Source organism: Demequina sediminis, assembly GCF_030296675.1.
In the GTDB taxonomy this organism is placed as follows: Bacteria; Actinomycetota; Actinomycetes; order Actinomycetales; family Demequinaceae; genus Demequina; species Demequina sediminis.
In genome coordinates this window covers 2,030,290-2,054,115 of the sequence record NZ_AP027736.1, presented here as the reverse complement: position 1 = coordinate 2,054,115, position 23,826 = coordinate 2,030,290, and the positions used below count along the sequence as shown (strand labels likewise).

The following is a 23,826-nucleotide window of genomic DNA, read 5'->3' as shown; positions in this document are numbered from 1 at the left end:
TCTGCCGCACTGAGTGGTGACATCTGATCTGGCTTGCCCGTTCGGGTGGCCTGGAAGGATGTTGCTGTGCCTAAGCCCTACCCGAGTGAGTTCCGTGACGACGTGGTCCGTGTCGCGCGTAACCGTGAGCCCGGTGTCACGATCGAGCAGATCGCCCGTGACTTCGGGGTTCATCCGATGACGTTGCAGAAGTGGATGCGTCGCGCCGACATCGACGACGGCGTCAAGCCCGGCGTGACGCGCACCGATTCCGCCGAGCTGCGTGAGGCGAAGAAGCGAATCCGCCTCCTCGAGCAAGAGGTCGAGGTCCTGCGCCGTGCGGCCGCGTACCTGTCCCAGGCGCATCTACCGGGAAAACGCTCTACCCGCTCGTGAAAGAGCTCGCCGTCGACGGGATCCCCGTCGCGGTGACGTGCCGGGTACTCAAGCTCGCCCGCCAGCCCTACTACCGGTGGCTGGCCACCCCCATCACCGACGCCGAACTCGTCGCTGCCCACCGCGCCAACGCCCTTCACACTGCGCACGTTGACGATCCCGAGTTCGGCTACCGGTTCCTCGTCGACGAGGCCCGTGTGGCCGGTGAGCCGATGGCTGAACGCACCGGCTGGGCGATCTGCCGTGACAACGGCTGGTGGTCCACCTTCGGTAAGAAGAGCCGGGGCAAAAAGGGCAAGGCCGGCCCGCCGGTCCACGACGACCTCGTGCAGCGGGTCTTCACCGCGGACGCACCGAACCAGGTGTGGCTGACGGACATCACGGAGCATCGGACGGCTGAGGGCAAGCTGTACCTGTGCGCGGTCAAGGACCTGTACTCCAACCGCATCGTGGGATACTCGATCGACTCGCGCATGAACTCCCGCCTGGCCGTCAACGCGCTCAACAATGCGGTCGCACGCAGGGGTGATGTCGCCGGTTGCGTGCTGCACAGCGACAGAGGATCGCAATTTCGTTCCAGGAAGCTGGTCCACGCTCTGCTGCGCCACAGCATGGTCGGATCGATCGGCCGTGTCGGTGCGGCCGGGGATAACGCAGCCATGGAGTCCTTCTTCGCACTCCTGCAGAAGAACGTCCTCGACCGACGCTCCTGGGACACCCGCGAGGAGTTGCGCATCGCGATCGTGACCTGGATCGAGCGGACCTACCACCGCCGACGCCGACAGGCCGCCCTGGGCAAGTTGACGCCCATCGAATACGAGACCATCATGACCACCAACGTGGCCCTCGCCGCGTGACTAACCCCTGTCACCTATCGGTGCGGCAGACCCGAACGTCAGTGGGACCGGCTCGACGCCCTCTTCGACGCCGACGACCACGCTGAGGTCGAAGTCACCTGGGGCGTCTACCAGCGGATGATCACCGCCTACCGCAACCCCGACCGGGCTGCTGCGCGCGCCGACTTCGCGGCGCTGATCGAGTCGCTACGCACCGGCATCCCGGCCGCACTCGTCGAGCTGCGCCGGCTCGGCCGCACGCTGAACAACCGAGCCCACGACATCCTCGCTTTCTTCGACCACCCCGGAACATCGAACGGCCCCACCGAAGCGATCAACGGCCGACTCGAGCACCTACGCGGCTCAGCCCTGGGCTTCAGGAACCTGACCCACTACATCGCCCGCTCGCTGCTCGAAGCCGGCGGCTTCAGGCCACAACTACAGCCCCATCTGTGAAGAGCCCCTCAACCACCGTCTCGCCGAAATCGCCAGACAGAAGCGCCGAGCCCGAGCGGACGATGATCAGCTTCACGCAGTCGTACGTCGCTGGGCCGACCGGTGCGCGGACAGTCGCAGTGCGGGCAAGGATTGGCACGAATCGCACGGGCTTCCGCGGGTGTGCGGAACTGGAAGCGTGGTAGTTCGCCGCGCGGTCGTCGTGGTTGCGGGCGCTGTACTGTTCGTCGCGCAGGTCTACACATGCTTCATCCCTTGCCCCCGTCACGCAGAGCCGCCAGCTAGGAGTCTGTGGGGTGGTGTGAGTCGTGTTCGATCGGGTCTGCCGGTTCGCTCGGTAGCGTGGGGGAGTGTCTAGGGTGCCGCTGATCGTGGGGCCGAAGACGAGAGTGGAGATCAAGAAGGCGCCAATGAAGGTCATCAGTGCGATCGCTGGTGCCCACCAAGAGTTGAAGCGTCGGCGCAGTCGGATCAGCATTGGAGTCGCTGCCCCGAGTCCGAGCGCACCGAACAGCGCGGTACCGGTGGTGCCGGCAACGAGTGCTGTGCCGAAAATGGGCGCGACGTGGTGCAGGACGTGGGGGCCAACCCGACAACGACGCCAGTAGCTCCGGTGAGTGCTGTCCAGACCGCGCGCAGACCTGTGGCCCGCGCTGCGGGAGGTGTCGGCGAGGCAAGTTCCTCAGTTGGCGGTGGCGTCTGCATCATCCAGCTCAGGTTGCCTGGTGCCCGCACCCGGTTGCGTTGAGCGGCGATCAAGTTCTGACGAAGGTTCGGCCGGACCCGTTGCGCCTGAAGCGATCGCGGCACGGTCACGCCGCGAACTTCCCAGCGTCGTTACGAGCCTGCTGAGCAGCGCCACCAGGGACAGCGCAACGATGGCGATTGTCGGCCACTCGCCGAGCTGATCGGCAGGTGTCAGGGATGTGCGTAGGGGAAGCGCGGCGAGCATCTGGTCGGATGTGAAGAGTTGGGTCTGTTGAAGCACGCTGCCGTCGGGGGCGATGATCGCGCTGACTCCGACGGTGGAGATTTGGACGGTGGCGCGACCGTGCTCGACGGCGCGTAGCCGGGACATGGCGAGTTGTTGTGTGGACTCGGCGGTGAAGCCGAAGGAGGCGTTGTTGGTGGGGACCACGATCAGTTCGGCGCCCTGGACCACGGCGTCGCGGATGAGTGCGTCGTAGACGACTTCGAAGCAGATGACGGTCGCGACGGGGACGTCCCGGTCGAGCCTTGGAACGAGGATGGGGACGATGGCTGGTTCTTGGCCGGGGATCATGTCGATGGAGACGCGGTCGACCTCGGCGGAGAAGAGGCGGACGAAGGGCCGCAGAGGGATGTACTCCCCGAAGGGTGCTGGTCGTTGTTTGGAGTAGGAGAACGTCGGCCCGTCGCCCGGTTCCCACAGCAGCATGTCGTTGTAGCGGCCGGCGTCGATGTACCGGTCGGTGCCGACGAGGATCGGGGCATCGAGGGCCTGCGCGGCCTCGTCGACGGCGCGCCAGGCATCGTCGTCGGCTCGGGGGTCGATGTCGGTGGCGTTCTCTGGCCACAGGACGACGTCGAGGTCACCGGGGGCGACCTGGTCAAGTAGGGCGAGGGTTCCGGCTACGTGGTTGTCGAGAATGACACGCGACCGGGAAGGGCCCTGGGTGTCGTCGTCGGGGACATTGCCCTGGACAGCGGCGAGCCGCAGCGTCCCGGACTGTGGGTCGGTGTCCAGCGGGATCGCGGCACCGGCCAGTGGCAGCGCGATGGTGGCGGCTGCCGTCAGTGCGGCTGAGCGGAGCCGGTGGGCTCGCACCAGGGTGAGTGTGGCCGCGAGGGTGAACCCGCCGAAGGCGACGGCGGCAGAGACCAGGGGCGCGCCTGCTAGCCATGCGAGGGTGAGCAGCGGGCCCTCGGTCTGGGAGAAGGCCAGACGCGCCCAGGGGAACCCCCGAACGGCCAGCTGGAGCGCAGTTGCTCGGCGGCGGCCCAGACGAGGGCGAACGCGGCTGCCGGCAGCGGCCCGTATCGGTTCAGGCGTGGCACGCGTCTGGTCAGCGCCCAGGCTGTGGTGCCGACGGCCACGAGCGCTGCCTGCAGGACGGACAGGGCGAGCCAGGGCAGGACCCCGGCTGCTTCGTTGGCCCAGTACAGGTGCGGGACGAACAGGCCCAGCGCCCACACGAAGCCGACCAGCCCAGCCCATCGTGGGGAGTCCCTGTCCAGTGCGAGTACGAGGAGTGCGACGCCGACGAAGGCCATCGGCCACCATGACCGGTCCGGGAAGGCGGTCTCGGTCAGCAGACCACCGGCGGCGGCCTGCAGCACGCTGACCAAGCGTGCGGATCGTGTTGCGGCACGTCCGGCTCGTGGTGCGGTGGTGCCGCCGGCGGGTCGCGGTGGACGGTGAGACAGCAGGACCATGGTTCAGTCCCTCCGTGCCGGGCACGGCGCATCGTGTGCGTCGTGGTGCCCGCCGTCGTGGTCGACGTGAGCGGCCGGGCTGGTCCCGAAGCGCTCGGGCGGACGCGGATACGGATGCGGGGCCAGGGGGCGGGTGTCGGGTGCGGTGGCCAGGGCCTCGCCGATGAGATCGGTCAGGGGTGCGAGGTCGAGGTGGCCGTCGTAGCGGCGGTTGTTGATGAAGAACGTGGGGGTGCCGATCACACCAGAGTCGTCGGCGGAGGTGATGTCGCGTTCGATGCGCGGGGCGTGGCGGCGCGAGCGTAGGTCGGCGGTGAACTGGTCGGTGTCGAGCCCGAGACCGGCGGCGATCGTCGTGAGGTGCTCGCGGGAGAGGTCATCCTGGTGGTCCAGCAGGGCGTCCCACATGGCCTGGAACCGGCCTTGGGAGGCTGCGGCCTCGGTTGCCTCAGCGGCGAGCTGGGCGTGTGCGTGGATGTCGGTCAGCGGCAGGTGGCGGTGTGCGATGGCCAGGTCGGCGCCGAACCGGGCGCGGAGGTGGTCGATGGTGGTGGTGGCGTGCGCGCAGTGGTGGCATTGCAGGTCGGCGTACCAGACCAGCATCACCGGGGCGTCGGGATCACCGAGGACGTGATCGATGTCGGGTTCGACCGGTGCGGCCAGGTCGGGCAGCGGTGCTGCCAGGTGAGCGGCTCCGGCCGTGCGCACGTGACTGGGCAGTGCGGCCACGACGCGGAACACGGTGAAGCCCAGAGCGGCGGCCAGCGTCGAGCCGACCAGGACGCCGAGCTTGGCCTCCTCCAGTTGGTCCCCGACGAAGGAGATGTCGGCGATCAGCAGGGAGACGGTGAAGCCGATGCCCGCGACCGCGCTCGCGCCGATCAGGCTGGGCCAGGCGACGGTGATGGGGAAACCACCGAACACAGGACGCGAGGCCAGCCAGGTGGAGCCGACGATCCCGATCATCTTGCCGATGACCAGGCCCACGATGATCCCGAGGGTGATCGGCGAGGTGGCCGCGCGCGAGAGCGTGTCCCCGTCCAGGGCCAGGCCGGCGTTGGCTAGGGCGAACAGCGGGACGATCAGATAGCTGGACCAGGGGTGGAAGATCCGTTGCAGCAGCTCGTTGGGTGAGATGGCTTGGGCCATGGACCGGCTGGCCCGGTGCGCCAGCTCGGGGGTGGGTGCCATCCGGAAGCGGTGCCACCACACCCCGGCCCGGCGCAGCCCTTCGCGTCCGGGCGGGTAGGCGGTGGCCACGAGCCCGGCGGCGACCCCGGCGATCGTGGCGTGCAGCCCCGAGGCTGACACTGCCAGCCACATCCCGACCGCGACCAGGGCGTAGACGGACAGGTGACGGACACCGGCGGCACGCAAGGCGAGGATCAGGCCGAACGCGGCCACGGCGATCAGGAGCCACAGTGGGGACAGGCTGTCGGTGTAGGCGACGGCGATCACGGTCAGGGCGATCGCGTCGTCGATGACCACCAGAGTGAGCAGGAATGTGCGCACGCGCGGGGACACCCCACGCGAGAGCGACAGGACACCGAGTGCGAAGGCGGTGTCGGTGCCGACCACGATGCCCCAGCCGCGCATCGAGTCCGCCCCGGCGTTGATGGCCAGGTACAGCAGTGCGGGCACGACCATGCCGCCCAACGCGGCGAACACCGGGGCCGCCAGACGTCGCCTCTCGCGCAGCTCGCCCATGTCGAACTCGCGGCGGATCTCCAGCCCGGCGACGAAGAAGAACAGCGCCATCAGTCCTTCGTTGACCCAGTCCCGCAGGCTGTTGGACAGCTCCCAGGTTCCGACCTGGATGCCCAGCCGGGTGGTCCACAGCGCCTCGTAGGTACTGGCCCAGGCGGAGTTGGACCAGGCCATGGCGGTGATGGTGGCCACGATGAGGACGATCGCCCCGGAGTTCTCCATCGCCACGAACCGGCGCAGCGGTCCGCGGCGGGTGCCGGCGGGCATGGTGCGTGCTGTGACCGGGGCGGCCTGTCGGTCCATCACTGCCGCTTGTGCCGACGAACGCGGGCGCGAGGCGGGAGCGGTCGCGGCTGCCGTGGTTGCGGCGTGTGCCGCATCCGTGCCTGGTGCGCCATGTCGGTCTCCATGGGTGGTCGTGGGCCGGTTCAAGGCCGCAGCGGTGCGCCACCGAACGAGTCGGCGGGTCAGGGGCGTTGGTGGTTGGGCAGGGCCGCTAGCTGCGTACCAGGCGTGCGATGGCCTGAGAGGCTTCGGTGACCTCGGCGTCCATGTTCGGCCCGGCTCGGGCGGCCTCGGTGAGGCAGTGGCGCAGGTGGTCATCCAGGAGCAGCAGAGCCACCGACTGCAGGGCGCGTGAGGCAGCGGCGACCTGGGTCAGGACGTCGATGCAGTAGGCGTCCTCCGTGGCCATGCGCTCGATACCTCGGACCTGTCCTTCGATCCGGTGCAGCCGGTGCACGAGGGCCTCGCGGTCGGTTCCGTAGTCATCATGGCGGTCCTTCCTGGGTCGGGTCGGTCGTGGTGTGCGTGCCTTCACGGCGTGGTCGGCGGTGGTCCTAGTGGGCCGGGTGCGGGTGGCCGTAGCGGTGGGGGTCGGCGTCGAAGGTGGCGGCGCAGTGGGCGGAGCAGAAGGCGAACGTGACGCCGTCGTGCTCGCGGGTGGCCGCCGCGGTGGCCGGGTCCACGCTCATCCCGCACACCGGGTCGGTCACGGTGGCGTTGTGGTGCGAGGCGTGCTCGTGGTGGTGGGTCATGGCGGTCTCTTCCTTGGTGATCTCGTCGTTGTTGGGGTCGTGTCCCACCTCGACCTCCGGTTCGGTGGCCGTGGACGGCGTTGTGATGGCCGCGGGCACGGGTGCGGGGTGAAGCGGCGCAGCCGGTTGGAGTTGGCGACCACCGACAGCGAGGACAGCGCCATGGCCAGGGCGGCGATGATCGGGCTGAGCAGCAGCCCGAAGGCGGGGTAGAGGACTCCGGCGGCGATGGGGATGCCCAGGGCGTTGTAGCCGAAGGCGAATCCGAGGTTCTGCTGGATGTTGCGCATGGTGGCCCGGGAGAGGTCGACCGCGGTGACCAGACCGGACAGGTTCCCCGAGATCAGGGTGATATCGGAGGACTCGATGGCGACGTCGGTGCCGGTGCCGATGGCTGAGCCGACATCGGCCTGGGCCAGGGCTGGGGCGTCGTTGATGCCGTCGCCGACCATCCCCACGATCCCGCCGCCTGCTTGCAGGCGCTTGACCTCTGCGGCCTTGTGCTCGGGCATGACCTCGGCCAGGACACGGGTGATGCCGACCTGGCGGGCGATGGCCGCTGCGGTATCGCGGTTGTCGCCGGTCATCATCACCACGTCCAGCCCGCGTGCGTGCAGGGCGGCGATCGCCTCGATGGAGCCGTCCTTGAGGGTGTCGGCCACGCCGATCACCCCGGCCGGGCGACCGTCCACAGCGGCGAGCATGGGGGTCTTGCCGTCTCGGGCGAGACGTTCGAGGTCGCCGGTCAGGGTGTGGGGTCGATCCCGGCGCCGGTGAGCAGGCGCTTGTTGCCGACCAGGACCTGGCGGCCCTTGACGAGGGCGCGCACGCCCTGGCCGGTGATCGAGGTGAAGTCCTGCGTTGCGCTCAGGGTGAGTCCGGCGCTGGCGGCGCCAGCCACGATCGCGGCCGCGAGCGGGTGCTCAGAGTCGCGTTCGGCGGCGGCGACCAGGCCCAGCAGCTCGGTGTCGTCGAACCCGTCGGCGGGCAGCACGTCGGTCAGCGACGGGGCGCCCTTGGTGATGGTGCCGGTCTTGTCCAGCACCACGGTGGTGAGCTTGTGCGCGGTCTCCAGTGCCTCGGCGGAACGGATCAGGATGCCGTGGGTGGCGCCCTTGCCGGTGCCGACGGTGATCGACAGCGGGGTGGCCAGGCCCAAGGCGCACGGGCAGGCGATGATCAGCACCGCGACCGCGGCCACCAGGGCGAAGATCCCCGCCGGCGGTGGGCCGACCAGCGACCAGATCGCGAACGTCCAGACCGCGATCACGATCACGGCGGGCACGAAGTAGCTGGAGACGTTGTCCACCAGGCGCTGGATCGGGGCCTTGGATCCTTGTGCCTCGCGGACCAGGCGGATGATCTGGGCGAGCATGGTGTCCGCCCCGACCTTGGTGGCCACGTAGCGGAACGCACCGGTCTGGTTGATCGTGGCACCGATGACCGTGTCCCCGGTGGACTTGACCACCGGGATCGGTTCGCCGGTGACCATCGACTCATCCACGGCCGAGGTTCCCTCGCTGACCTCGCCGTCCACGGGCAGCTTCTCCCCGGGGCGGATCGCGATCACGTCGCCCACCTGGACGTCGCTGACGGCGATCTCGAACTCCTCACCGCCGCGGATGACGCGCGCGGTGCGCGGTTGTAGGCCGATCAGGGCGCGGATCGCCTCACCGGTGCCGGCCTTGGCCTTGGTCTCCAGCAGCCGGCCCAGCAAGATCAGGGTGATGATGACCCCGACGGCCTCGTAGTAGACCTCTTGGGCATCGGCCGGCAGCACGTCCGGGACGAAGGTCACCACCAGGCTGAACCCGAACGCCGCGATCGTGCCCAGCGTGATCAGGGAGTTCATCTCGGCGGTGCGGTGGGACAGCGCCAGCCACCCGGTGCGGTGGATCGGCCAGCCCGTGTAGACCATCACCGGGGCGATCAGCACCAGCTGCAACCACGGCTCCAGCAGCACCCCAGGCCACATCGCCCCGAACAGCTCATGGGCCATCACCGCCACCAGCACCGGGAAAGTCAGCACAGCACCGACGATCACCCGCCGACGCAGATCGGCGACCTCGGCCGCGCGCTCGGCGGCCTCCGCATCGACCGACTCATCCTCGGCCACATGCATCGCCACCGGCCCACTGACCACATCCGCAGCACTGCCGCCGCCCCCGTGGCCGTGCGGGCCGCCCGCAAGGGGCGAGGTCTCCTCGGTCGGGCGCGGGGGTGCGATCACGCCACCACTCCCGGGCGCGCTCGACGATGCCGCGGCACCCGAGTCGGCACCAACAGCGCTGGCGGCGCCCGGGACCACGCGGACCTTGCCGTGCAGCATGTTCATCCCGCAGGCGAAGCCGTACTCACCGATCTCCTGGGGGTGAAGTCCACCGCCGTGGTCGCATAGGCGGGAAGGGACTGGTTGACCTTGAAGTCGGGGAAGACCACCCGGGAGGAGCAGTCCCCGGACTCCTGACGGTCGAAGACCATCCGCACCGGGACGCCCTGGACGACCTCGACGACGTCGGGGCTGTAGCCGCCCTTGACCGAGACGGTCACGACCTGCACGCCACCGTCGACCTGGGCGCGCCGGGACTTCTTCGGGCCGAAGAAGTACCAGCCGATCAGGGCCGTCAGCAGTAGGGCCGCGGCCAGCGTGGCGAGGGTTCCCATGACGTCGTTCCTTCCTGTTGGGCCAGATGGCTCGAACCCCTCGGATGCCCGGTGGGGGTATCTATGACGGTAAGCGCGTAGACCCTGCGCTGCCCTAACAGATCGATGGAGATTCGATGAAGGCGACGGATCTGCGGGACATGCGTTGCGCGTTCTGAAGGAATGACGAGGCCGGCGCGGGCGTGCGCGCTGCAGGGGGTCAGCGGCTACGCCCGCGCCGGCCGGAACGGAAGGGCCGACGGCTCGCGGGATGGCCTCAGGGGATGCGTTCGTGATCCTCACGGGTCGGCGTGGTGTGCTCGTGCCCCGCGTCCTGGCCCGTGGAGCCGCCGTGGTTGTGACCGCCTTGTCGGTTCATGAAGAACATCATCGCGACCATCCCCAAGGGGCAGGCCAGCAGGATCGCGTACGGCAACGCCTGGCCGAGATCGACGCCGAAAGCCAGCAGGACGGCGAGGATGACGACCGCGCCGATGGCCATGTGCTTGAGGTGGTGCTTCATCGTGGTCCTTTCGTCGTGACCGGCTCAGGGTCGGCCAAGTGGGGGGAGTAGGCGAGGTGGGACTGCAGTGTCCGGTAGGTCTCGGGGTCCACCTCGCCCGAGGCGAGGCGGGCATCTAGGAGCGCCTGCGGGTCGACGTCGCGGTCGGCCCGCTGATGGGGGTGGGGAACATCCGGCACACCGCCCAGATGACCACGGCCAACACAGCGACCCACAGCGCGATCATCGCGACCCAGCCGCCCACGCCCATCTGGTTGCACCACAGGCCCATCACGGTCTCCTTGCCCTGACCCCGGTGGGTCCCCACCGGTGGCTTGCTTCCAGCCTGGGCCAGGTGGATCAAGAAGAGACGGTCGCTCTATGAAGTCTCACTGAAGATCGGCGGCGTACCGATCGCTCGCGGCGGTGGTCGCTGCCGCTGCGGGGAGGTCGATGACGAACCTGGTGCCGGTGCCGGTGCCGGCGCTGTGGGCGGTGATCGTGCCGCCGTGGGCGTGTACGAGCGCCCGGGTGATGCTGAGTCCGATACCTGAGCCGCCGTGGTCTCGGTCGCGGGCGGTGTCGACGCGGTAGAAGCGCTCGAACAGGTGGGGCAGATGGACGGGGTCGATGCCCTCGCCGGTATCGGTCACCACCAGCCGCACACCGGCGCCGTGGCGGCTCGCGCCCAGGGTGACCCGGCCGCCGTTGGGGGTGTGGCGTAGCGCGTTGTCCAGCAGGTTGGCCAGGACCTGCCCGAACCGGTCGGCGTCCACCGACACCACGGGCAGGTGTGGGCCAGCTTCGACGACCAGGGTGACGCCGGTGGCGGCATACCGGTCGCGGGCGGACTGCGCGGCCACCTCCAGCAACTCTTCCGGCGCTACCGGCTGCCGGTCCAGGTGCAGGTCGCCGGTCTCGGCCCGGGTGACGGCGGCGAGGTCGGCGGCCAGGCGAGTCAGGCGTGAGGCCTGGGTGCGCAGGACCTCGACGGTCTGCGGGCTCAGCTCCTGCACCCCGTCCTCCAGGGCGTCCACGGTGGCGGAGATTGTGGTGACCGGGGTGCGTAGCTCGTGGTCGACGTCGGCCATCAGTCGGCGTCGTAGGTCCTCGTCGTGATCGAGGTGGGCGGCCATATCGTTGAAGGCGTCGGCCAGCTCATCGAACTCCGCACCGACCCTTGGCTGTGCGACGCGGGCCTCGAACCGCCCTGCGGCGACCTGCGCGGCGGCGGTGGACATGGTGCCCAGCGAGGTGCCGATCCGGCGGGCCAGGATCAGGCTGGCGGCCAGCGATGTCACCACGGAGGCCCCCAGGGCGATGGCGAGGGTCAGCGTGCTGGCCGAGATGAAAGCGGCTTCGGCGTGCTCGAAGGTCGTCCCGGGAGAGTTCTCCACCTCGATCAGGTGGCGGTGGAAGAACACCGGGCCCACCAGAGCCGCGACCAGCAGAGCCGTGATTCCCCCGGCGAGGATCACCAGGGCCATCGCGATGATCAGGCGCACAGCGATCCCACGTGCGCGCCCCGAAGTCTCTCGAGCGCTTACTGGCCGGTGCCCATCCGGTACCCGACGCCGCGCATCGTGCGGACGTACTTCTGTTCCGTGGCGCTGTCGGCGAGCTTCTGGCGAATGTGCAGGATGTGCACGTCCACCAGATGCTCATCGCCCACCCAGTCCCCACCCCACACCACGTTGATCAACGCTTGGCGCGTGAACACCTGCCGGGGATTGGCCGCCAGTGCGGCCAGCACGTCGAACTCCGTACGCGTCAACGCCACCGGCTCGCCGTCGAGATGCACCTCGCGTCCCAGCACGTCAATACTCAACGCGCCGAACCTCAGGGGCTCGTGGGCGGCGTCTTGGGGTCCTGTGCCGCGGGGTCGTCGCAGCATGACGCCGATCCGGGCGATGAGCTCGCGGGTGCTGAACGGTTTGGTCATGTAGTCATCGGCCCCGACCGACAGCCCGATCAACGTGTCGATCTCCTCGGCACGTGCGGTGAGCATGAGGATGTAGCAGTCCGAGAAGGTGCGGACCTGCCGGCAAACCTCTATCCCATCCATGCCCGGCAGGCCCAGGTCGAGCACGACCACCACCGGGTCGCCCTGCCGGGCCAGCTCCACCGCGGAGTGCCCGTCGAAGGCGAGGTCGACCTCGAAACCGTCCCGTTCCAGATAGCCGGCCAGCACACGCGCCAGTGCCTGCTCATCGTCGACAACCAGGGCACGGCGACCGGAGGAAGGGGAGGTACTCATGACTCCAGTGTGTCTGCTCACCCCCGCAAAGGGCAGTCAGCGCGACCTTCCTCGTAGGCGCCATGGGTGGGAAACAGCGACGGCGTGACTGCGACGTGCGGGTCTCGGGCGGCGCTCCGGGCTTGCACCGCGCGCCGCGTGGACGTGCTCCCGTCCTGAGAACTTCTCGTCTGGCGGAGCATCTCTGCCGGGTCAGGAGGGGGTCGAGGACGAGAGATCTCCTGGCGCGAGTGAGCGACCGGGCGCTGCCACAGGTGATGCGTCGATGTCCTGCGGGTTGCGTCGGCGGACAATGGCGATCAGGACGGCACCGGCGAGCACGCTGGCGATCGACCACAGCTGTGGCTGGGTCAGGCCCAAGAGCGCCGGGTCGTTGATGCGCAGGAACTCGACTGCGAACCGGGCACCACCGCTGAGGATCATGTAGCCGGCGAAGATCGTCAGGGGTGGCCGTTGACGGCGGGCCAGCCTCCACAGCACAGCCGCGATCAGAACCGCCGCGAGAGCTTCGTAGAGGGGCGTGGGGTGGACGGGCACGTCGGTCGGAACCGCACCGTCGGAGACCGTCATGCCCCACGGAAGTGTGGTGGGCCTGCCGTAGGTGCCGTCACCAGAGAACCAGCACCCGAGACGGCCGACACCGTAGGCCAGGGTCAACGGGATGGCGGCCGCATCGGCGACAGCAGCGACGGGCAGGCGCCTACGGCGGATGACGATGAGCGCGGAGGCGACACCAGCCAGCAGTCCGCCGTACCAGGTGAACCCGGTTCCGCCCAGATGATGCCAGGTGAGATTCGGCAGGTTCTCGAGCAGGTGGTAGATCTTCGCACCCACGAACCCCCAGACCGTCGCCCAGAGGACCAGTGCGTGAGCGTCATCCTTCTTCAGGCCGAGGCGCTCGAAGGCACGTCCGAGCAGGAAGGCGCCGAGCAGCGCCGCCAACGCCTTGCTGACACCGTAGGTCTGGATGTCCAGGCCGAGGACGGAGAAGAGGATCGGTCGCATCATGTGCTCCTGTGGTGAGGCTGCCGCCGGTTAGGTCGCTCGGTCGGAGGCTTCGCTGAGGCGCTCCGAGCCGTCGGGCGTCATGCAGCAGGCGTCCTGGCCGGTGGGCGACTGCGTGGCGGCGTGGGCACCGCAGCACTGCCGGTCCGCGGCGGGCGTTCGGTCAGGCGAGTTCTCGCGGCAACAGGTGGTCATCGTGTCCTCCATCGGGGTGTCGGTGAGCGGGGGTGGGTGGGCTAGAGGTTGTCGAGGGCGATGTCGAGCAGCTCGTCGGCGTCACTGTCGAGCGCGACGTGCTCGACAGCAATCACGAACTCACCCTCCAGTTTCGCCAGAGCCTGGTCGGCGTCCTCGCAGAAGTGGCACGCTGGTGCCGACACCACGGTGACGCGTGGCACGGTCGTACTTGCTGGACTCACGGGGCCCTCCGATCTCGTCTCGACCTTCTCGCACCGGCGCGCGAACTTGCGGTCGGGCCCATGTTCGTCCCCGCGTTCCACGCAACCGGTCGGGGTTCGATCAACATTCGATGAAGCACGTCACGCTGCGATGCACCGGCAACGTTGCGACAGGGTGCTACAGTCAAGATCCCTCGAGCATCTGCTCCATCTCAGCGATCTCCGCTTCCTGTGCCGCGATGATGTCCTCGGCCAGAGCGATCGCGTCCGTGTTCTGACCGTTGTCGATCTGATCCTGTGCCATCTCGATGGCCCCGCGGTGGTGCTCGATCATCAGCTCCAGGAACAGCTGGTCAACCTCGGCGCCGTCGGCGTTCCCCAGGGCCTCCATCGCCTGCTGCTGATCCATGCCTCCCATGTCCATGCCGCCGTGGTCCATCCCGCCGTGGTCCATGTCGGAGGGCAGCTCCTCGCCCCAGGACTCCAGCCAGCCGGTCATCTGCTCGATCTCAGGACCTTGGGCATCGCGGACCCGCTCACCCAGTTCGCGCACCTGCTCGGTGCTGGCCCGCTCCACGATGAGGTCGGCCATCTCGATCGCGCCCTCGTGATGGACGATCATCATCTGCACGAACTCGGTATCGGCCTCGTTGTGCTCGACCGCTGTACCGGTCTGAGTCGAGTCCGCAGTCGGCGACTCCTCGGCCCCGGATGGTTCAGACTGCGACCCGCAGGCCGCCAGCACAATCGCCAGCGTCGCTGCCCCGACTACGGCCGTCAACTTCGTCTTCGTACTCAAAAGATCTCGCTCCTCATCCTGTGCATGCGGCTTCCACCAGAAGTCGTCACGATCGAGCTGTCACCACCCGTCGCAGACATCGAGCCTTCAGTCTCGTGTGTCGGGGTCAATGCCCGATCGTCGAACCATGAAGGTCCGATCAAGATCGGCAGTGCCAGCAACAGCGTCGGCCGTCTGGCTGCGCAGAACCGGGATCGTCTCCCACTGCCTTCGTGCGCCGGAGCAGTTCACAGGACACCGGACTCTCCAGCGGCCCCTATAGAAGCGCAGCCGGCCCTTCATAGCGGTCCGGGCGAAAAGCCCCGAGGGGCGCCAGCACCTGAGAGAGGACCGGTCACGAGCACCCACGCCGTTCACGAGAGACACGCGAGGGAGCCCATGCGGTAGGCCGGAGAGGACGTAGCCGGCGGGGCCCCCGGCTCCGTGAGGTCAGACAGGACAAGTCAGGTTCGCGGGGGTGCTTGACGTTGCAGGCCGGATCCGAGTCCTGAGGTTCCCCCACACGGTTGGCACCAAGGGTGCAGAGCGGGCGTGCCGGGCGCACCTGACCGCTGAGGCGGCCCCTTCCGAGATCGTCTCGGAAGGGGTCGGCCGTGGTGATGACGATCCGCGTGATGTCGTCGGGCCGCGGGTACGAATACCTGTTGAAGTCGGTCGCCGCGGGCGACGGCGAGCGGGACATGGGCACCCCTCTGACCCGCTACTACACCGAGTCCGGCTGCCCTCCAGGAACGTGGCTTGGCACGGGCCTGTCCAGCCTCGACACCGGCCAGGGTCCGGCCCTCGCGGACGGCGACACTGTGACCGAGGAGCACCTCGCCCGGCTGCTCGGCGAGGGTGTCCATCCAGTGACCGGGGAGAAGCTCGGGTCGCCATATCCGCGGTTGCGACCCCCGCGCGAGCGGATTGCAGCGAGGGTTGCACGGCTGGATTCGTCGTTGACCGGCGCGCAACGGCAGGACGCCATCGAACGCATCCGTGAGGAGGAGGTTGCGAAGAAGTCGCGCACCGCGGTTGCAGGCTTCGATCTGACGTTCTCACCGCCGAAGTCGCTGAGCGCAGTGTGGGGTGTCGCCGATGCCGGGACGCAATCGCTGATTGCGCAGGCCCATCACACGGCGATGCGCGACACGATGACCATGCTGGAGGAACGGGTCGCGGCCACCAGGGTCGGGCGCGGCGGGATCGCGCGGATGCCCGTCACCGGGGTGATCGCCACCGCCTTGGGCGTGGTGAACGGTTAGGTGACATCTGATCTGTGGTGCCGGATGGTGCTGCTGGAAGGATGTGACCTGTGCTCAAGCCCTACCCCAAAGAGTTCCGTGATGATGTGATTGCTGTCGCTCGTCGCCGTGAGGCTGGCGTGACGATCAAGCAGATCGCCCACGACTTCGGGATCTCCCAGACATGCCTGCAGAACTGGTTGCGCTCCGATGATGTCGAGACTGGCCGTAAGAGCGGCCTGACGGCCGCCGATGCGGCCCAGACCCGTGAACTGAAGAAGCGCATCAAGCTCCTTGAGCAGGAGAACGAAGTGCTGCGACGCGCGGCCGCCTACCTGTCCCAGGCGCAGCTGCCGGGAAAAGGTTCTACCCGCTCGTGAAAGAGCTCGCCGCCGACGGGATCCCCGTTGCGGTGACGTGCCGGGTCCTCAAGCTCGCTCGCCAGCCGTACTACCGGTGGCTGGCCAATCCCGTGACCGATTCCGAGTGGGTACAGGCTCACCGCGTCAACGCCCTGTGGGACGCCCACACGGACGATCCGACGTTCGGCTACCGGTTCCTGGCTGGTGAGGCCAGCAGTGCCGGCTGGCGGATGAGCCGACGGACGGCATGGAAGCTGTGCTCCCAGTCGGGCATCACGTCGGCGGCGCAGCGACGAAGGCGCGGCAAGGGCAAACGCTCCGGCCCGCCCGTGTTCGACGACCTCGTGCAGCGGGTCTTCACCGCGGACGCACCCAACCGGGTGTGGCTGACCGACATCACGGAACACTGGACGGCTGAAGGCAAGTTGTACTGCTGTGCGATCAAAGACGTCTTCTCGGGCCGGATCGTGGGCTACTCGATCGCCGATCGGATGCCCGCCGAACTCGCCGTCGATGCCCTCAAGATCGCCGTCGCAACACGCGGTGACGTCGCCGGCTGCATCCTGCATGCCGACCGCGGTAGCCAGTTTCGTTCGAGGAAGATGGCCAAGGCGCTGAACCGTCACGGCATGGTCGGCTCGATGGGCCGCGTCGGTGCTGCGGGCGACTGTCAGGCTGTTCTGGTCCCGTCCAGCGAGGATGGGGAAGTCCTGGCCGACGCGGTCTGACCCTTGCTGGCGACTGACCCGAGTGGTGTCTTTGCGTTGATCTGTCGACCGCCCGGCCGGGCACGCAGCAAGCGCTGCCGCCGGACGGGTGTGACCTGATAGGAGCATGGAGCAACACCTCGAAGCGTCCCCGTGACAGTCCTGTCCACCCGCCGGCGACAGCGTGTATCCCACGCTAGCTCGCATTGAGGAGGACAGAAATGGAGTCACCGGAACAGCCGCGGTCCAGGCACGTCGTCGTGGGTGTCGACACCCACAAAGACATTCACGTCGCAGCCGTGATGGACCCACTCGTCGGTATCGTCGGTGTCCCGCGTCAAGTTGTTGGCAGGATTTCTTCGGCTTCAAAGGTGGGGATGGTCGGGTCGGCCAGCCCCTGGTGGACCTCGGCGGGTCTGTTCCAGGCGATCGCCTCATGAGGTCGCACGTGGTTGTAATCGGCGCGATACGCCTCGATCTGCGCGACGAGGTCCAGGGCGTCATCGATCTCGTGGCGGTACAGCCACTCGTACTTCATCGACCCGAAGCCACGCTCACGCGAGCCGTTCTGGCCGGGCGTGCGGACGCGAGTGCGGACGTGTCGCAGCTCAGGATGGGCGGCGATGAACGCCTCGAACGTGAAGGAACGGAACGGGCCGCCGTTGTCCGTCACGATCGTCACCACCGGAGTCAGCAGACCCGTCTCGCGGTCCTCCACCGCCATGTCCCGCAGGGGTCGACCCAACATCCACTCGGCCTCGGCCAGGGCCTTCTCGACCGCGGCGATCGCGTCGAACATGTTCGCGGTTGGTGACACGTGAGCGTCGAACTCGAACGTGGACCAGTAGTCCCTGCATGCGGCGATGCGCCAGGTGCCGCCCGCGGTGGTCTCGAACTCGCTGAAGTCCAGCTGCCACACCTGGTTCGGACCCGTGGGATCGGTCGCGAACGCCGCCTTGCGCCGCTGTGCGAGCTGCTTGCGTTCACGCTGATAGTGGGCCGGCAGCAGCAGTCCCTCGTCGCGCAGCGTGCGCAACACGGTCGCCTCGGACGTGCGCACGCCGTCGTGGCGCACCAGCGCCCAGATCTTGCGATGCCCCCACGCCGGGTGCGCGGTCGCGTGAGTCACGACGTGCTCGCGCACCATCGTGCGGGCCGGCTGCGGCCACGGACCCTTCACCATCTCGCCTGCACGCGCACGGGCCTGCCATCGCCGCCACGTCCGCTCGGGCATGTCGAAGATCTCGCAGAACCTCGAGGTCGACATGCCCGCCTCCACGCGGATCATCTCGAGGTCCGTGAAGGGCCCAAGCGGCCCTCGGCGGACTTCCTCCACACCCGGATCTCGACCGCCGCCTCGCCAAGGGCCTGGGTCAGCTCAGTGACCTCAGCCTCAAGCTGTTGCTCTCGGGTCGACGGGCCCGTGCGGCCTGTCGTGAGGGCGCTCTTGCCGGCCTCGAGGAAGTCGGCCTTCCACCGCCCGATCGACTGCTCCGAGACCTTCTCCTTGCGAGCGGCCTCAGCGATCGACAGCTCGCCAGCCAGCACCGCCAGGACGATCCTGGTCTTCTTCTCCGCGGGGATCTGCGGGGGTCTTCCCATGACTGACTCTCCGTTCAGGACTCAACTAACAGCCCTGCCACTAAGTCTGACGCGCGACACCGCCACACCGCGCACCCTTGCGGCTCCGCCACACAAGCCGCCCCGGCATCGGCCCTCAGTGGCCTCTGCGGGCGCGACACGCCGGCGACACGCCGAGACCTGTGTGGCGGAGTCGCGAATCCGTGTGGCGGAGCCGTCGCTCGCCGCACGGGGTCGGAAGCTGCCACACCGCGCTGTCCTGCGGCTGCGCCACACCGCGCACCCTTGCGGCTCCGCCACACACGCGCGCCCTGCATCGGCCCTCAGCGGCCTCCGCGGTCGCGACTTGCCGGCGACACGCCGAGACCCGTGTGGCGCAGCCGCGAAACCGTGTGGCGGAGCCGCGAGGGAGAGGAGCAGGAAGGAGCGGGGGCTAGCAGCAGCCCCCGCCGCCGCAGCACGACTCACCGGCGTCGGCACCGGCAGCGGCGGCGGTCGCGACATCCGCGGACTCGACGGTGTAGCCGGCGTCGTGCACCGCGGCGTCGGCGTCGAAGGCGAAGGCCTCGGGATCGGCGTCGGCCTCGAGGAGCACCACCGCCTTGCCCGACACGTGATCAACCGAGGCGGCGCGCACGCCGGGGAGCGCGGTCAGGGCGGCCTCCACGGTGCCCGAGCATCCGGTGCAGGTCATTCCGGACACGGTGAGTTCGACGGTGGGGGCGGAGGTGGCGTTCATGACACGACGGTAAACCCTCCAGCCCGGGGCAACGTCAAGGCGGAGGTCCCGGACGCGCGTTTCCGACCACGCGAAAGGGGCGCCGCGCGGCTCGACAGTGGAGCCACGCGACGCCCCCCGGGCGGCGGTGCTACTTCTTCTTGGCGTCCTTGACGGCGTCCGTCGCCGCGTCCGTGGCCTCGGCCGCGGCCTCCTTGACGTCATCCGCGACGTCCTCCCAGACGTCCTCGGCGTCGTCCATGACGGAGACGACCTCGTCGGTGGCGCGGGAACGAGCCTCGTCCGCGGCGTCACGCACCCGCTTGGCCTCGGCCACGGCGGTGTCCTTGACCTGGGTGAGCGCGGGACCGGCGACCTCGGCGACCTTCTTGGCCTCGGTCACGACCGTGTCCTTGATGGCCTCCGCGGCGGGTCCTGCGGCCTCGCGCACCTTGTCGACCGTGGGACCGGCCGTGGTGGTGATCGCCTCGGCTGCGGCGTTTGCCGCTGCGGTCGCGGCATCCGCGGCCTTGCGTGCGGCGTCCGCGGCGGCGTCGACGGCCTTGTTCACTCCGCGGCGCAGGTTGTCCTTGAAGTCGGCCTCGCCGGCGAACTCCCACTGCTCGTCCTCGCCGGCCCACGCGTCGCGGCCCGGGTCGCGACGCGCCCATGCCACGAGAGCGGCGCCTGCGGCCGCGGCAAGCACGACGGGAACCAGCACGCGCCCCCACGAGCGGGACGTCTTCTCCTCCGGGGTGCGCGCGGCATCGTCCACGGCGGCCATGACGGCAGGGATCACCGCGCCGATGATCGCTGCGTGCGCGACATCGGTCCACTCGCTGGCCTTGTCGCCCGCCTTGTGGACGTACGGCTTCGCCTTGCGGGCGCCGGCGTGATACGCCTGCTCGACGCGCGGCGTGGCCCACTCGACCGCGTGCTCGACGCGCGGTCCCGCCCATTCGCGAGCGTGCTCGACCTGGGGCTCGGCCCACTGCTTGGCACGCTTCGCGGCCTTGCGAGCGGCGACGGATGCCTCACGAGCAGCCTCGCGGGCCGCCTTGGCGGCGTCCGCGGCCTGTGCGCGCGCCTTGTCGGCGTCGAAGTCCTGGATATCGACCTTCTTCATGCTCAGCTCCTCGTCGTCGGTGGGGGACACTGCCTCCCCGGGGTGACAACCGAATCCCAGGGCAAACTCTTCCATCCATCGTGCCACTTGCGGCGCGCGGTAGCGAGGCCCATGGAACAATGGCCAGCATGATCGCAACTCTTCAGACCACCGCAGGCGACATTCGCATCGAGCTCTTCCCCAACCACGCCCCTCAGACAGTCAAGAACTTCGTGGGCCTCGCCACCGGCGAGAAGGAGTGGAAGAACCCCGAGACCGGCGAAAAGTCCAACGACCCGTTCTACGACGGGCTCGTCTTCCACCGCGTCATCTCCGGCTTCATGATCCAGGGCGGTTGCCCGCTCGGCACCGGCACCGGCGGCCCCGGCTACAACTTCGACGACGAGATCCACCCCGAGCTGCGCTTCGACGAGCCCTACCTGCTCGCGATGGCGAACGCGGGCCAGCGTCTCAACCCCATCACCGGGCGTCCCGGCGGCACCAACGGCTCGCAGTTCTTCATCACCGTGGACCAGCCCAGCTGGCTCAACGGCAAGCACACCATCTTCGGCAAGGTCGCGGACGACGAGTCCCGCGCCGTGGTCGACGCGATCGCCGCGACCCCGACGGACGGCCGCGACCGCCCGCTCGAGGACGTGATGATCACCGGCGTCACCATCGCCGAGTAACACGTGAGCTCGGAGCCCGCCGCGCCGCCGGTCTGTTCGCGACACCCCGAACGCGTCTCGTACGTGCGCTGTCAGCGTTGCGAACGTCCCGCGTGCCCGGAGTGCCAGCGGCCGGCCGCGGTGGGCATCCAGTGCGTCGACTGCGTCCGCGAGGCGCAGTCCGCCGCGCGTCCCCTGCGCAATCGCCTTGGCTTCACCAGCGCGATGGGGACCCCGTATGTGACCTACGGCCTCATCGCCGCGAACGTGCTCGCGTTCCTCTTTGGCACGTTCGTGCTCGGAACCGAGGCGTGGCAGGACGCCTGGGGGCTGTGGACCGGAGTCGGCCCCGCCGAGGTGGCCATGTACTCCAACGTGGGCACCGAGTGGTACCGCTGGATCTCCGCGGGCTTTGTGCACTTTGGTCTGCTGCACCTCGGCATGAACATGCTGGTGCTCTTCCAGTTTGGTACGCAGCTTGAGCCCATACTTGGCCGCGCGCGCTTCGTGCTGCTCTACGTCGCCTCGCTGCTGGGCGGCTCACTGGTCGCCGCTCTCATCGCCCCGTCGGTCGCACTTCACGGCGGCGCCTCGGGAGCGATCTTCGGCCTCATCGCCGCGTTCGCCGTGGTGCTCTTCAAGCTCAAGCTCGACTACCGGTCGCTGCTCACCACGGCCGGACTGTGGCTCGTCGTGGGCTTCGTGGTGCCCGGCATCTCGTGGCAGGGCCACCTGGGCGGCGCGCTCGCCGGTGCGGCGACGATGCTCGCGATGCTGCGCTGGGTGGATCGCCGGCCCTGAGGCCACCCCCACTCGCGGGCCGCGACGGCGGACCCCCACCGCGACGGCGACGCGCCCGGACCGCTCTCCCCGGCATCGTCCACAGCTGTGAATGACACCGGTGTAGTTATCCCCAATCTTGTGCACAGCGGGGGATAACTACACCCGTGTGGTTTCTCCACCGGTGTGGAGGAACCTGGGGACAACGCCCGCGGGTGGGGTCACTTCCAGCGGGTCAGCAGCACCATTCCGGCGGCCATGAAGACGAATCCGACCGCAAGGTTCCAGTCGCCGATCCCCGGGATCGGGTAGTTCGCCTTGGACACGTAGTAGACGACGATCCAGGTGGGGCCCAACGCCAGCGCCGTGAGCGCGACAGGCAGCAGCCACTTGGGGTTGTCGTTGCTGGGCTTGCCCAGGTTGCGGGGGCCTTGAACGCCTTGACGGCCTTGTCGTCGCGCTTCTTCGAGACTGCCACTATCACTCCGTACGTCGTGGCCTTGCGCCCGAGCGCGCGAGGTCAGGGTCCTAGGGTACCGAGCGCGCGCGAGAGTCAGGGATTCCGCGCCCTGCGTGGCCTCCCGTAGACTGGACTCCTCATGACCGCGCCTCCCCACAGCCCCGCCGACGCCGGAGCCCCCCTGGCTCCGCGGCAGTCGCGGCGCCCGCCGCCGCCCGCCGTCCAGGGATCGGCGCGCGCCTCGTCTCCCTCGTGGGTGAGCTGCTGATCCTCGCCGGCGCCGTGGTCGGGCTCTACGTGGTGTGGCAGCTGTTCTACACGGACGTCACCGCGGCGCGCGAGCAGCAGGAGGTCCTCGAGACGCTCGACTGGGCGTATACGGGGGAGATCGAGGCGGAGGAGCCGGGTGACGCTGCCGAGCCGGCCGGCCCGCTGGTGATCGCCGATGCCGACAAGCAGTCTCCCGACACCGCGCCCGTCATGGAGGAGCCCGAGTTCCGCACGACGTTCGCGACGCTGTACGTGCCGCGGTGGGGCACCGACTACGTCAAGCCCATCTCGGAGGGCGTGACGCGCCGCGAGGTGCTCGACGTCCTGGGCATCGGCCACTACCCGGGCACGGGTATGCCGGGAGAGCTGGGCAACTTCGCGATCAGCGCGCACCGCACCACGTACGGCAAGCCCTTCAACAGGATCGCCGAGCTCGAACACGGCGACGCCCTCGTGGTCCAGACCCAAGAGGCCTGGTACGTCTACCGCGTCACGGACGACAGCATCGTCCTGCCGCACCAGGTCGAGGTGATTGCCCCCGTCCCAGGGCAGCCGGGCGCCGCTCCCGACGGCCACTACATCACCCTCACGACGTGCCACCCGATGTTCTCCGCGGCGGAGCGGTTCATCGTGCACGGAGAGCTCGAGTACTGGGCGCCCGTGGGCGACGCCGTTCCCGCCGAGATCCTCGAGGAGGTATCCCAGCCATGATCTTCCCTTGGGTGTGGCGCGTGCTTCCCGGGCCGGCATGGGTCCGGCTCGTGATCCTTCTCCTGGTGATCACCGCGGTGGTTGGAGTGCTGTTCCAGTGGGTGTTCCCGTGGTTCTCCGTCACGTTCGACATCCAAGAGACGAATGTGGAGGCGGCGCCGTGACACGGATCCTGGTGGTCGACAACTACGACTCTTTCGTCTACACGATCGTGGGCTATCTGCGTCAGATGGGCGCGGAGACGGTGGTCGTGAGGAACGATGCCGTGGGTACCGCGGGCGCGATCGCCGACTACGACGGGGTGCTCATCTCCCCCGGTCCCGGGACGCCCGCCGAGGCCGGCGCGTCGATGGACGTCATTCGCCAGTGCGCGGAGACCGGAACCCCGATGCTGGGCATCTGCCTGGGTCACCAGGCGCTCGCGGAGGTCTTCGGTGGCGTGGTCTCGCACGCGCCGGAGCTCATGCACGGCAAGACGTCCTCGGTGGCGCACGGGGGCGAGTCAGTGCTCGCCGGGCTGCCATCGCCGTTCACCGCGACGCGCTACCACTCGCTGGCCGTGGAGAACCCGACCGTGCCTGATGAACTCGAGGTCACGGCGTCGACTGCCAACGGGATCATCATGGGACTGCGGCACCGCTCGTTGCCGCTTCATGGCGTGCAGTTCCATCCCGAGTCGGTGCTGACCGAGGGCGGGCACCGCCTGCTCGCGAACTGGCTCGAGGTGTGTGGGATGCCGGATCCCGAGGGCCGCTCGGCCGGCCTGTCGCCGCTCGTGCGCCGCTAGGACTCCGTGGCGCGCTTCCCCGCG

General features: G+C 68.7%; 29 protein-coding genes and 1 pseudogene. 10 read left to right on the top strand and 20 right to left on the bottom strand.

Annotated features, from left to right (window positions below; translation table 11 throughout):
* The first annotated feature begins 66 nt into the window (after positions 1–66).
* Both QUE44_RS10520 and QUE44_RS10515 read left to right on the top strand, forming a co-directional pair.
* Positions 67–1,232 (top strand): IS3 family transposase gene (locus tag QUE44_RS10520; RefSeq protein WP_286214475.1). Its coding sequence is split into 2 segments (ribosomal slippage): positions 67–351 and positions 354–1,232, totalling 1,164 coding nucleotides; the frame shifts between segments, so codons are not numbered across the junction.
* A 33-nt stretch (positions 1,233–1,265) separates the two neighbouring features.
* A pseudogene (locus QUE44_RS10515) lies at positions 1,266–1,667 on the top strand (transposase); the annotation flags it as partial.
* Positions 1,668–2,349: 682 nt separating this feature from the next.
* Here the strand turns inward: QUE44_RS10515 and lnt are convergent.
* The 15 genes from lnt to QUE44_RS10440 form a co-directional block, all read right to left on the bottom strand.
* Positions 2,350–3,564: an apolipoprotein N-acyltransferase gene (gene lnt, locus QUE44_RS10510; RefSeq protein ID WP_286216750.1), complete on the bottom strand. Its 1,215-nt coding sequence runs from the start codon at positions 3,562–3,564 to the stop codon at positions 2,350–2,352.
* Positions 3,543–4,082, bottom strand: coding sequence for a hypothetical protein (locus QUE44_RS10505; protein ID WP_286214474.1), 540 nt, complete (start codon positions 4,080–4,082; stop codon positions 3,543–3,545). The genes lnt and QUE44_RS10505 overlap by 22 nt, the downstream gene beginning before the upstream one ends.
* Before the next feature lie 3 nt (positions 4,083–4,085).
* Positions 4,086–6,056: a Na+/H+ antiporter NhaA gene (gene nhaA / locus QUE44_RS10500; RefSeq protein WP_286214473.1), complete on the bottom strand. Its 1,971-nt coding sequence runs from the start codon at positions 6,054–6,056 to the stop codon at positions 4,086–4,088.
* Between the two features lie 229 nt (positions 6,057–6,285).
* On the bottom strand, positions 6,286–6,531 hold the full coding sequence (locus QUE44_RS10495; RefSeq protein ID WP_345378849.1) for a metal-sensitive transcriptional regulator: 246 nt from the start codon (positions 6,529–6,531) through the stop codon (positions 6,286–6,288).
* Positions 6,532–6,628: 97 nt separating this feature from the next.
* Entirely contained in the window at positions 6,629–6,826 is a 198-nt protein-coding gene (locus QUE44_RS10490) for a YHS domain-containing protein (protein WP_286214471.1), read from the bottom strand.
* A complete protein-coding gene (locus QUE44_RS10485) occupies positions 6,823–7,530 on the bottom strand; it encodes an HAD-IC family P-type ATPase (protein ID WP_286214470.1) in 708 nt (235 codons plus the stop codon). The genes QUE44_RS10490 and QUE44_RS10485 overlap by 4 nt, the downstream gene beginning before the upstream one ends.
* Before the next feature lie 41 nt (positions 7,531–7,571).
* Complete coding sequence (locus QUE44_RS10480; protein WP_286214469.1) at positions 7,572–9,161, bottom strand: heavy metal translocating P-type ATPase; 1,590 nt, start codon at positions 9,159–9,161, stop codon at positions 7,572–7,574.
* Complete coding sequence (locus QUE44_RS10475; protein ID WP_286214467.1) at positions 9,158–9,490, bottom strand: cupredoxin domain-containing protein; 333 nt, start codon at positions 9,488–9,490, stop codon at positions 9,158–9,160. Before QUE44_RS10475 ends, QUE44_RS10480 begins: the two co-directional genes overlap by 4 nt.
* A 256-nt stretch (positions 9,491–9,746) precedes the next feature.
* Positions 9,747–9,992, bottom strand: coding sequence for a DUF2933 domain-containing protein (locus tag QUE44_RS10470; protein ID WP_286214466.1), 246 nt, complete (start codon positions 9,990–9,992; stop codon positions 9,747–9,749).
* Positions 9,993–10,107: 115 nt separating this feature from the next.
* On the bottom strand, positions 10,108–10,335 hold the full coding sequence (locus tag QUE44_RS10465) for a hypothetical protein (protein ID WP_286214464.1): 228 nt from the start codon (positions 10,333–10,335) through the stop codon (positions 10,108–10,110).
* Between the two features lie 25 nt (positions 10,336–10,360).
* Positions 10,361–11,476, bottom strand: a complete 1,116-nt coding sequence (locus QUE44_RS10460; protein ID WP_286214463.1) for a sensor histidine kinase — start codon at positions 11,474–11,476, stop codon at positions 10,361–10,363.
* Positions 11,477–11,514: 38 nt separating this feature from the next.
* The gene (locus QUE44_RS10455; RefSeq protein ID WP_286214462.1) at positions 11,515–12,228 is read right to left on the bottom strand and encodes a response regulator transcription factor; all 714 of its coding nucleotides are present in this window, start codon (positions 12,226–12,228) and stop codon (positions 11,515–11,517) included.
* Between the two features lie 192 nt (positions 12,229–12,420).
* Positions 12,421–13,236, bottom strand: a complete 816-nt coding sequence (locus QUE44_RS10450; RefSeq protein WP_286214461.1) for a prolipoprotein diacylglyceryl transferase — start codon at positions 13,234–13,236, stop codon at positions 12,421–12,423.
* Positions 13,237–13,469: 233 nt separating this feature from the next.
* Positions 13,470–13,631: a hypothetical protein gene (locus tag QUE44_RS10445; RefSeq protein ID WP_286214460.1), complete on the bottom strand. Its 162-nt coding sequence runs from the start codon at positions 13,629–13,631 to the stop codon at positions 13,470–13,472.
* A 184-nt stretch (positions 13,632–13,815) separates the two neighbouring features.
* Positions 13,816–14,412: a DUF305 domain-containing protein gene (locus tag QUE44_RS10440; RefSeq protein WP_286214459.1), complete on the bottom strand. Its 597-nt coding sequence runs from the start codon at positions 14,410–14,412 to the stop codon at positions 13,816–13,818.
* Between the two features lie 617 nt (positions 14,413–15,029).
* Here QUE44_RS10440 and QUE44_RS10435 point away from each other — a divergent pair.
* From QUE44_RS10435 to QUE44_RS10425, 3 genes are read left to right on the top strand one after another with little or no spacing between them, the layout of a single operon-like run.
* Positions 15,030–15,674, top strand: a complete 645-nt coding sequence (locus tag QUE44_RS10435) for a relaxase domain-containing protein (protein ID WP_286216749.1) — start codon at positions 15,030–15,032, stop codon at positions 15,672–15,674.
* 50 nt (positions 15,675–15,724) lie between these two features.
* Positions 15,725–16,033, top strand: a complete 309-nt coding sequence (locus QUE44_RS10430) for a transposase (protein ID WP_286214458.1) — start codon at positions 15,725–15,727, stop codon at positions 16,031–16,033.
* Positions 16,030–16,743, top strand: a complete 714-nt coding sequence (locus tag QUE44_RS10425; RefSeq protein WP_286214457.1) for an IS3 family transposase — start codon at positions 16,030–16,032, stop codon at positions 16,741–16,743. The genes QUE44_RS10430 and QUE44_RS10425 overlap by 4 nt, the downstream gene beginning before the upstream one ends.
* Before the next feature lie 316 nt (positions 16,744–17,059).
* Here the strand turns inward: QUE44_RS10425 and QUE44_RS10420 are convergent, their stop codons facing one another.
* The 4 genes from QUE44_RS10420 to QUE44_RS10405 all read right to left on the bottom strand — a co-directional run bounded on the left by QUE44_RS10420 (position 17,060) and on the right by QUE44_RS10405 (position 20,147).
* Positions 17,060–18,010, bottom strand: coding sequence for an integrase core domain-containing protein (locus tag QUE44_RS10420; RefSeq protein ID WP_286214456.1), 951 nt, complete (start codon positions 18,008–18,010; stop codon positions 17,060–17,062).
* Entirely contained in the window at positions 18,007–18,324 is a 318-nt protein-coding gene (locus tag QUE44_RS10415) for a helix-turn-helix domain-containing protein (protein WP_286214455.1), read from the bottom strand. The genes QUE44_RS10420 and QUE44_RS10415 overlap by 4 nt, the downstream gene beginning before the upstream one ends.
* A 412-nt stretch (positions 18,325–18,736) precedes the next feature.
* Positions 18,737–19,042 (bottom strand): heavy-metal-associated domain-containing protein, encoded by a 306-nt coding sequence (locus tag QUE44_RS10410; RefSeq protein ID WP_286214453.1) that lies wholly within the window; start codon positions 19,040–19,042, stop codon positions 18,737–18,739.
* A 130-nt stretch (positions 19,043–19,172) separates the two neighbouring features.
* Positions 19,173–20,147, bottom strand: a complete 975-nt coding sequence (locus QUE44_RS10405; RefSeq protein WP_286214452.1) for a hypothetical protein — start codon at positions 20,145–20,147, stop codon at positions 19,173–19,175.
* A 128-nt stretch (positions 20,148–20,275) separates the two neighbouring features.
* Here QUE44_RS10405 and QUE44_RS10400 point away from each other — a divergent pair, with 128 nt between their 5' ends.
* Entirely contained in the window at positions 20,276–20,815 is a 540-nt protein-coding gene (locus QUE44_RS10400; protein ID WP_286214451.1) for a peptidylprolyl isomerase, read from the top strand.
* Between the two features lie 3 nt (positions 20,816–20,818).
* Positions 20,819–21,595 carry a rhomboid family intramembrane serine protease gene (locus QUE44_RS10395; protein ID WP_286214450.1) on the top strand — a complete coding sequence of 259 codons (777 nt, stop codon included), beginning with the start codon at positions 20,819–20,821 and terminating at the stop codon, positions 21,593–21,595.
* Positions 21,596–21,795: 200 nt separating this feature from the next.
* Here the strand turns inward: QUE44_RS10395 and QUE44_RS10390 are convergent, their stop codons facing one another.
* Positions 21,796–22,191: a cell division protein CrgA gene (locus QUE44_RS10390; protein ID WP_286214449.1), complete on the bottom strand. Its 396-nt coding sequence runs from the start codon at positions 22,189–22,191 to the stop codon at positions 21,796–21,798.
* 95 nt (positions 22,192–22,286) lie between these two features.
* Here QUE44_RS10390 and QUE44_RS10385 point away from each other — a divergent pair, with 95 nt between their 5' ends.
* From QUE44_RS10385 to QUE44_RS10375, 3 genes are read left to right on the top strand one after another with little or no spacing between them, the layout of a single operon-like run.
* Entirely contained in the window at positions 22,287–23,015 is a 729-nt protein-coding gene (locus QUE44_RS10385) for a class E sortase (RefSeq protein ID WP_286214448.1), read from the top strand.
* Positions 23,012–23,179: a hypothetical protein gene (locus QUE44_RS10380; protein ID WP_286216801.1), complete on the top strand. Its 168-nt coding sequence runs from the start codon at positions 23,012–23,014 to the stop codon at positions 23,177–23,179. Before QUE44_RS10385 ends, QUE44_RS10380 begins: the two co-directional genes overlap by 4 nt.
* On the top strand, positions 23,176–23,802 hold the full coding sequence (locus QUE44_RS10375; protein ID WP_286214446.1) for an aminodeoxychorismate/anthranilate synthase component II: 627 nt from the start codon (positions 23,176–23,178) through the stop codon (positions 23,800–23,802). Before QUE44_RS10380 ends, QUE44_RS10375 begins: the two co-directional genes overlap by 4 nt.
* The last annotated feature ends 24 nt before the right edge of the window (positions 23,803–23,826 follow it).

Bases quoted from the DNA above. Each gene is read 5' to 3' on its own strand.
- QUE44_RS10380 (WP_286216801.1), top strand. From the start codon at position 23,012: ATGATCTTCCCTTGGGTGTGGCGCGTGCTTCCCGGGCCGGCATGGGTC.
- QUE44_RS10480 (WP_286214469.1), bottom strand. From the start codon at position 9,161: ATGAACATGCTGCACGGCAAGGTCCGCGTGGTCCCGGGCGCCGCCAGC.
- QUE44_RS10505 (WP_286214474.1), bottom strand. From the start codon at position 4,082: ATGGTCCTGCTGTCTCACCGTCCACCGCGACCCGCCGGCGGCACCACC.
- QUE44_RS10415 (WP_286214455.1), bottom strand. From the start codon at position 18,324: ATGGGAAGACCCCCGCAGATCCCCGCGGAGAAGAAGACCAGGATCGTC.
- QUE44_RS10490 (WP_286214471.1), bottom strand. From the start codon at position 6,826: ATGACCCACCACCACGAGCACGCCTCGCACCACAACGCCACCGTGACC.
- QUE44_RS10485 (WP_286214470.1), bottom strand. From the start codon at position 7,530: ATGCTCGCCGCTGTGGACGGTCGCCCGGCCGGGGTGATCGGCGTGGCC.
- QUE44_RS10455 (WP_286214462.1), bottom strand. From the start codon at position 12,228: ATGAGTACCTCCCCTTCCTCCGGTCGCCGTGCCCTGGTTGTCGACGAT.
- QUE44_RS10410 (WP_286214453.1), bottom strand. From the start codon at position 19,042: ATGAACGCCACCTCCGCCCCCACCGTCGAACTCACCGTGTCCGGAATG.
- QUE44_RS10405 (WP_286214452.1), bottom strand. From the start codon at position 20,147: ATGAAGAAGGTCGATATCCAGGACTTCGACGCCGACAAGGCGCGCGCA.
- nhaA (WP_286214473.1), bottom strand. From the start codon at position 6,056: ATGCCCGCCGGCACCCGCCGCGGACCGCTGCGCCGGTTCGTGGCGATG.
- QUE44_RS10435 (WP_286216749.1), top strand. From the start codon at position 15,030: ATGACGATCCGCGTGATGTCGTCGGGCCGCGGGTACGAATACCTGTTG.
- QUE44_RS10420 (WP_286214456.1), bottom strand. From the start codon at position 18,010: ATGATCCGCGTGGAGGCGGGCATGTCGACCTCGAGGTTCTGCGAGATC.
- QUE44_RS10400 (WP_286214451.1), top strand. From the start codon at position 20,276: ATGATCGCAACTCTTCAGACCACCGCAGGCGACATTCGCATCGAGCTC.
- QUE44_RS10470 (WP_286214466.1), bottom strand. From the start codon at position 9,992: ATGAAGCACCACCTCAAGCACATGGCCATCGGCGCGGTCGTCATCCTC.
- QUE44_RS10450 (WP_286214461.1), bottom strand. From the start codon at position 13,236: ATGATGCGACCGATCCTCTTCTCCGTCCTCGGCCTGGACATCCAGACC.
- QUE44_RS10475 (WP_286214467.1), bottom strand. From the start codon at position 9,490: ATGGGAACCCTCGCCACGCTGGCCGCGGCCCTACTGCTGACGGCCCTG.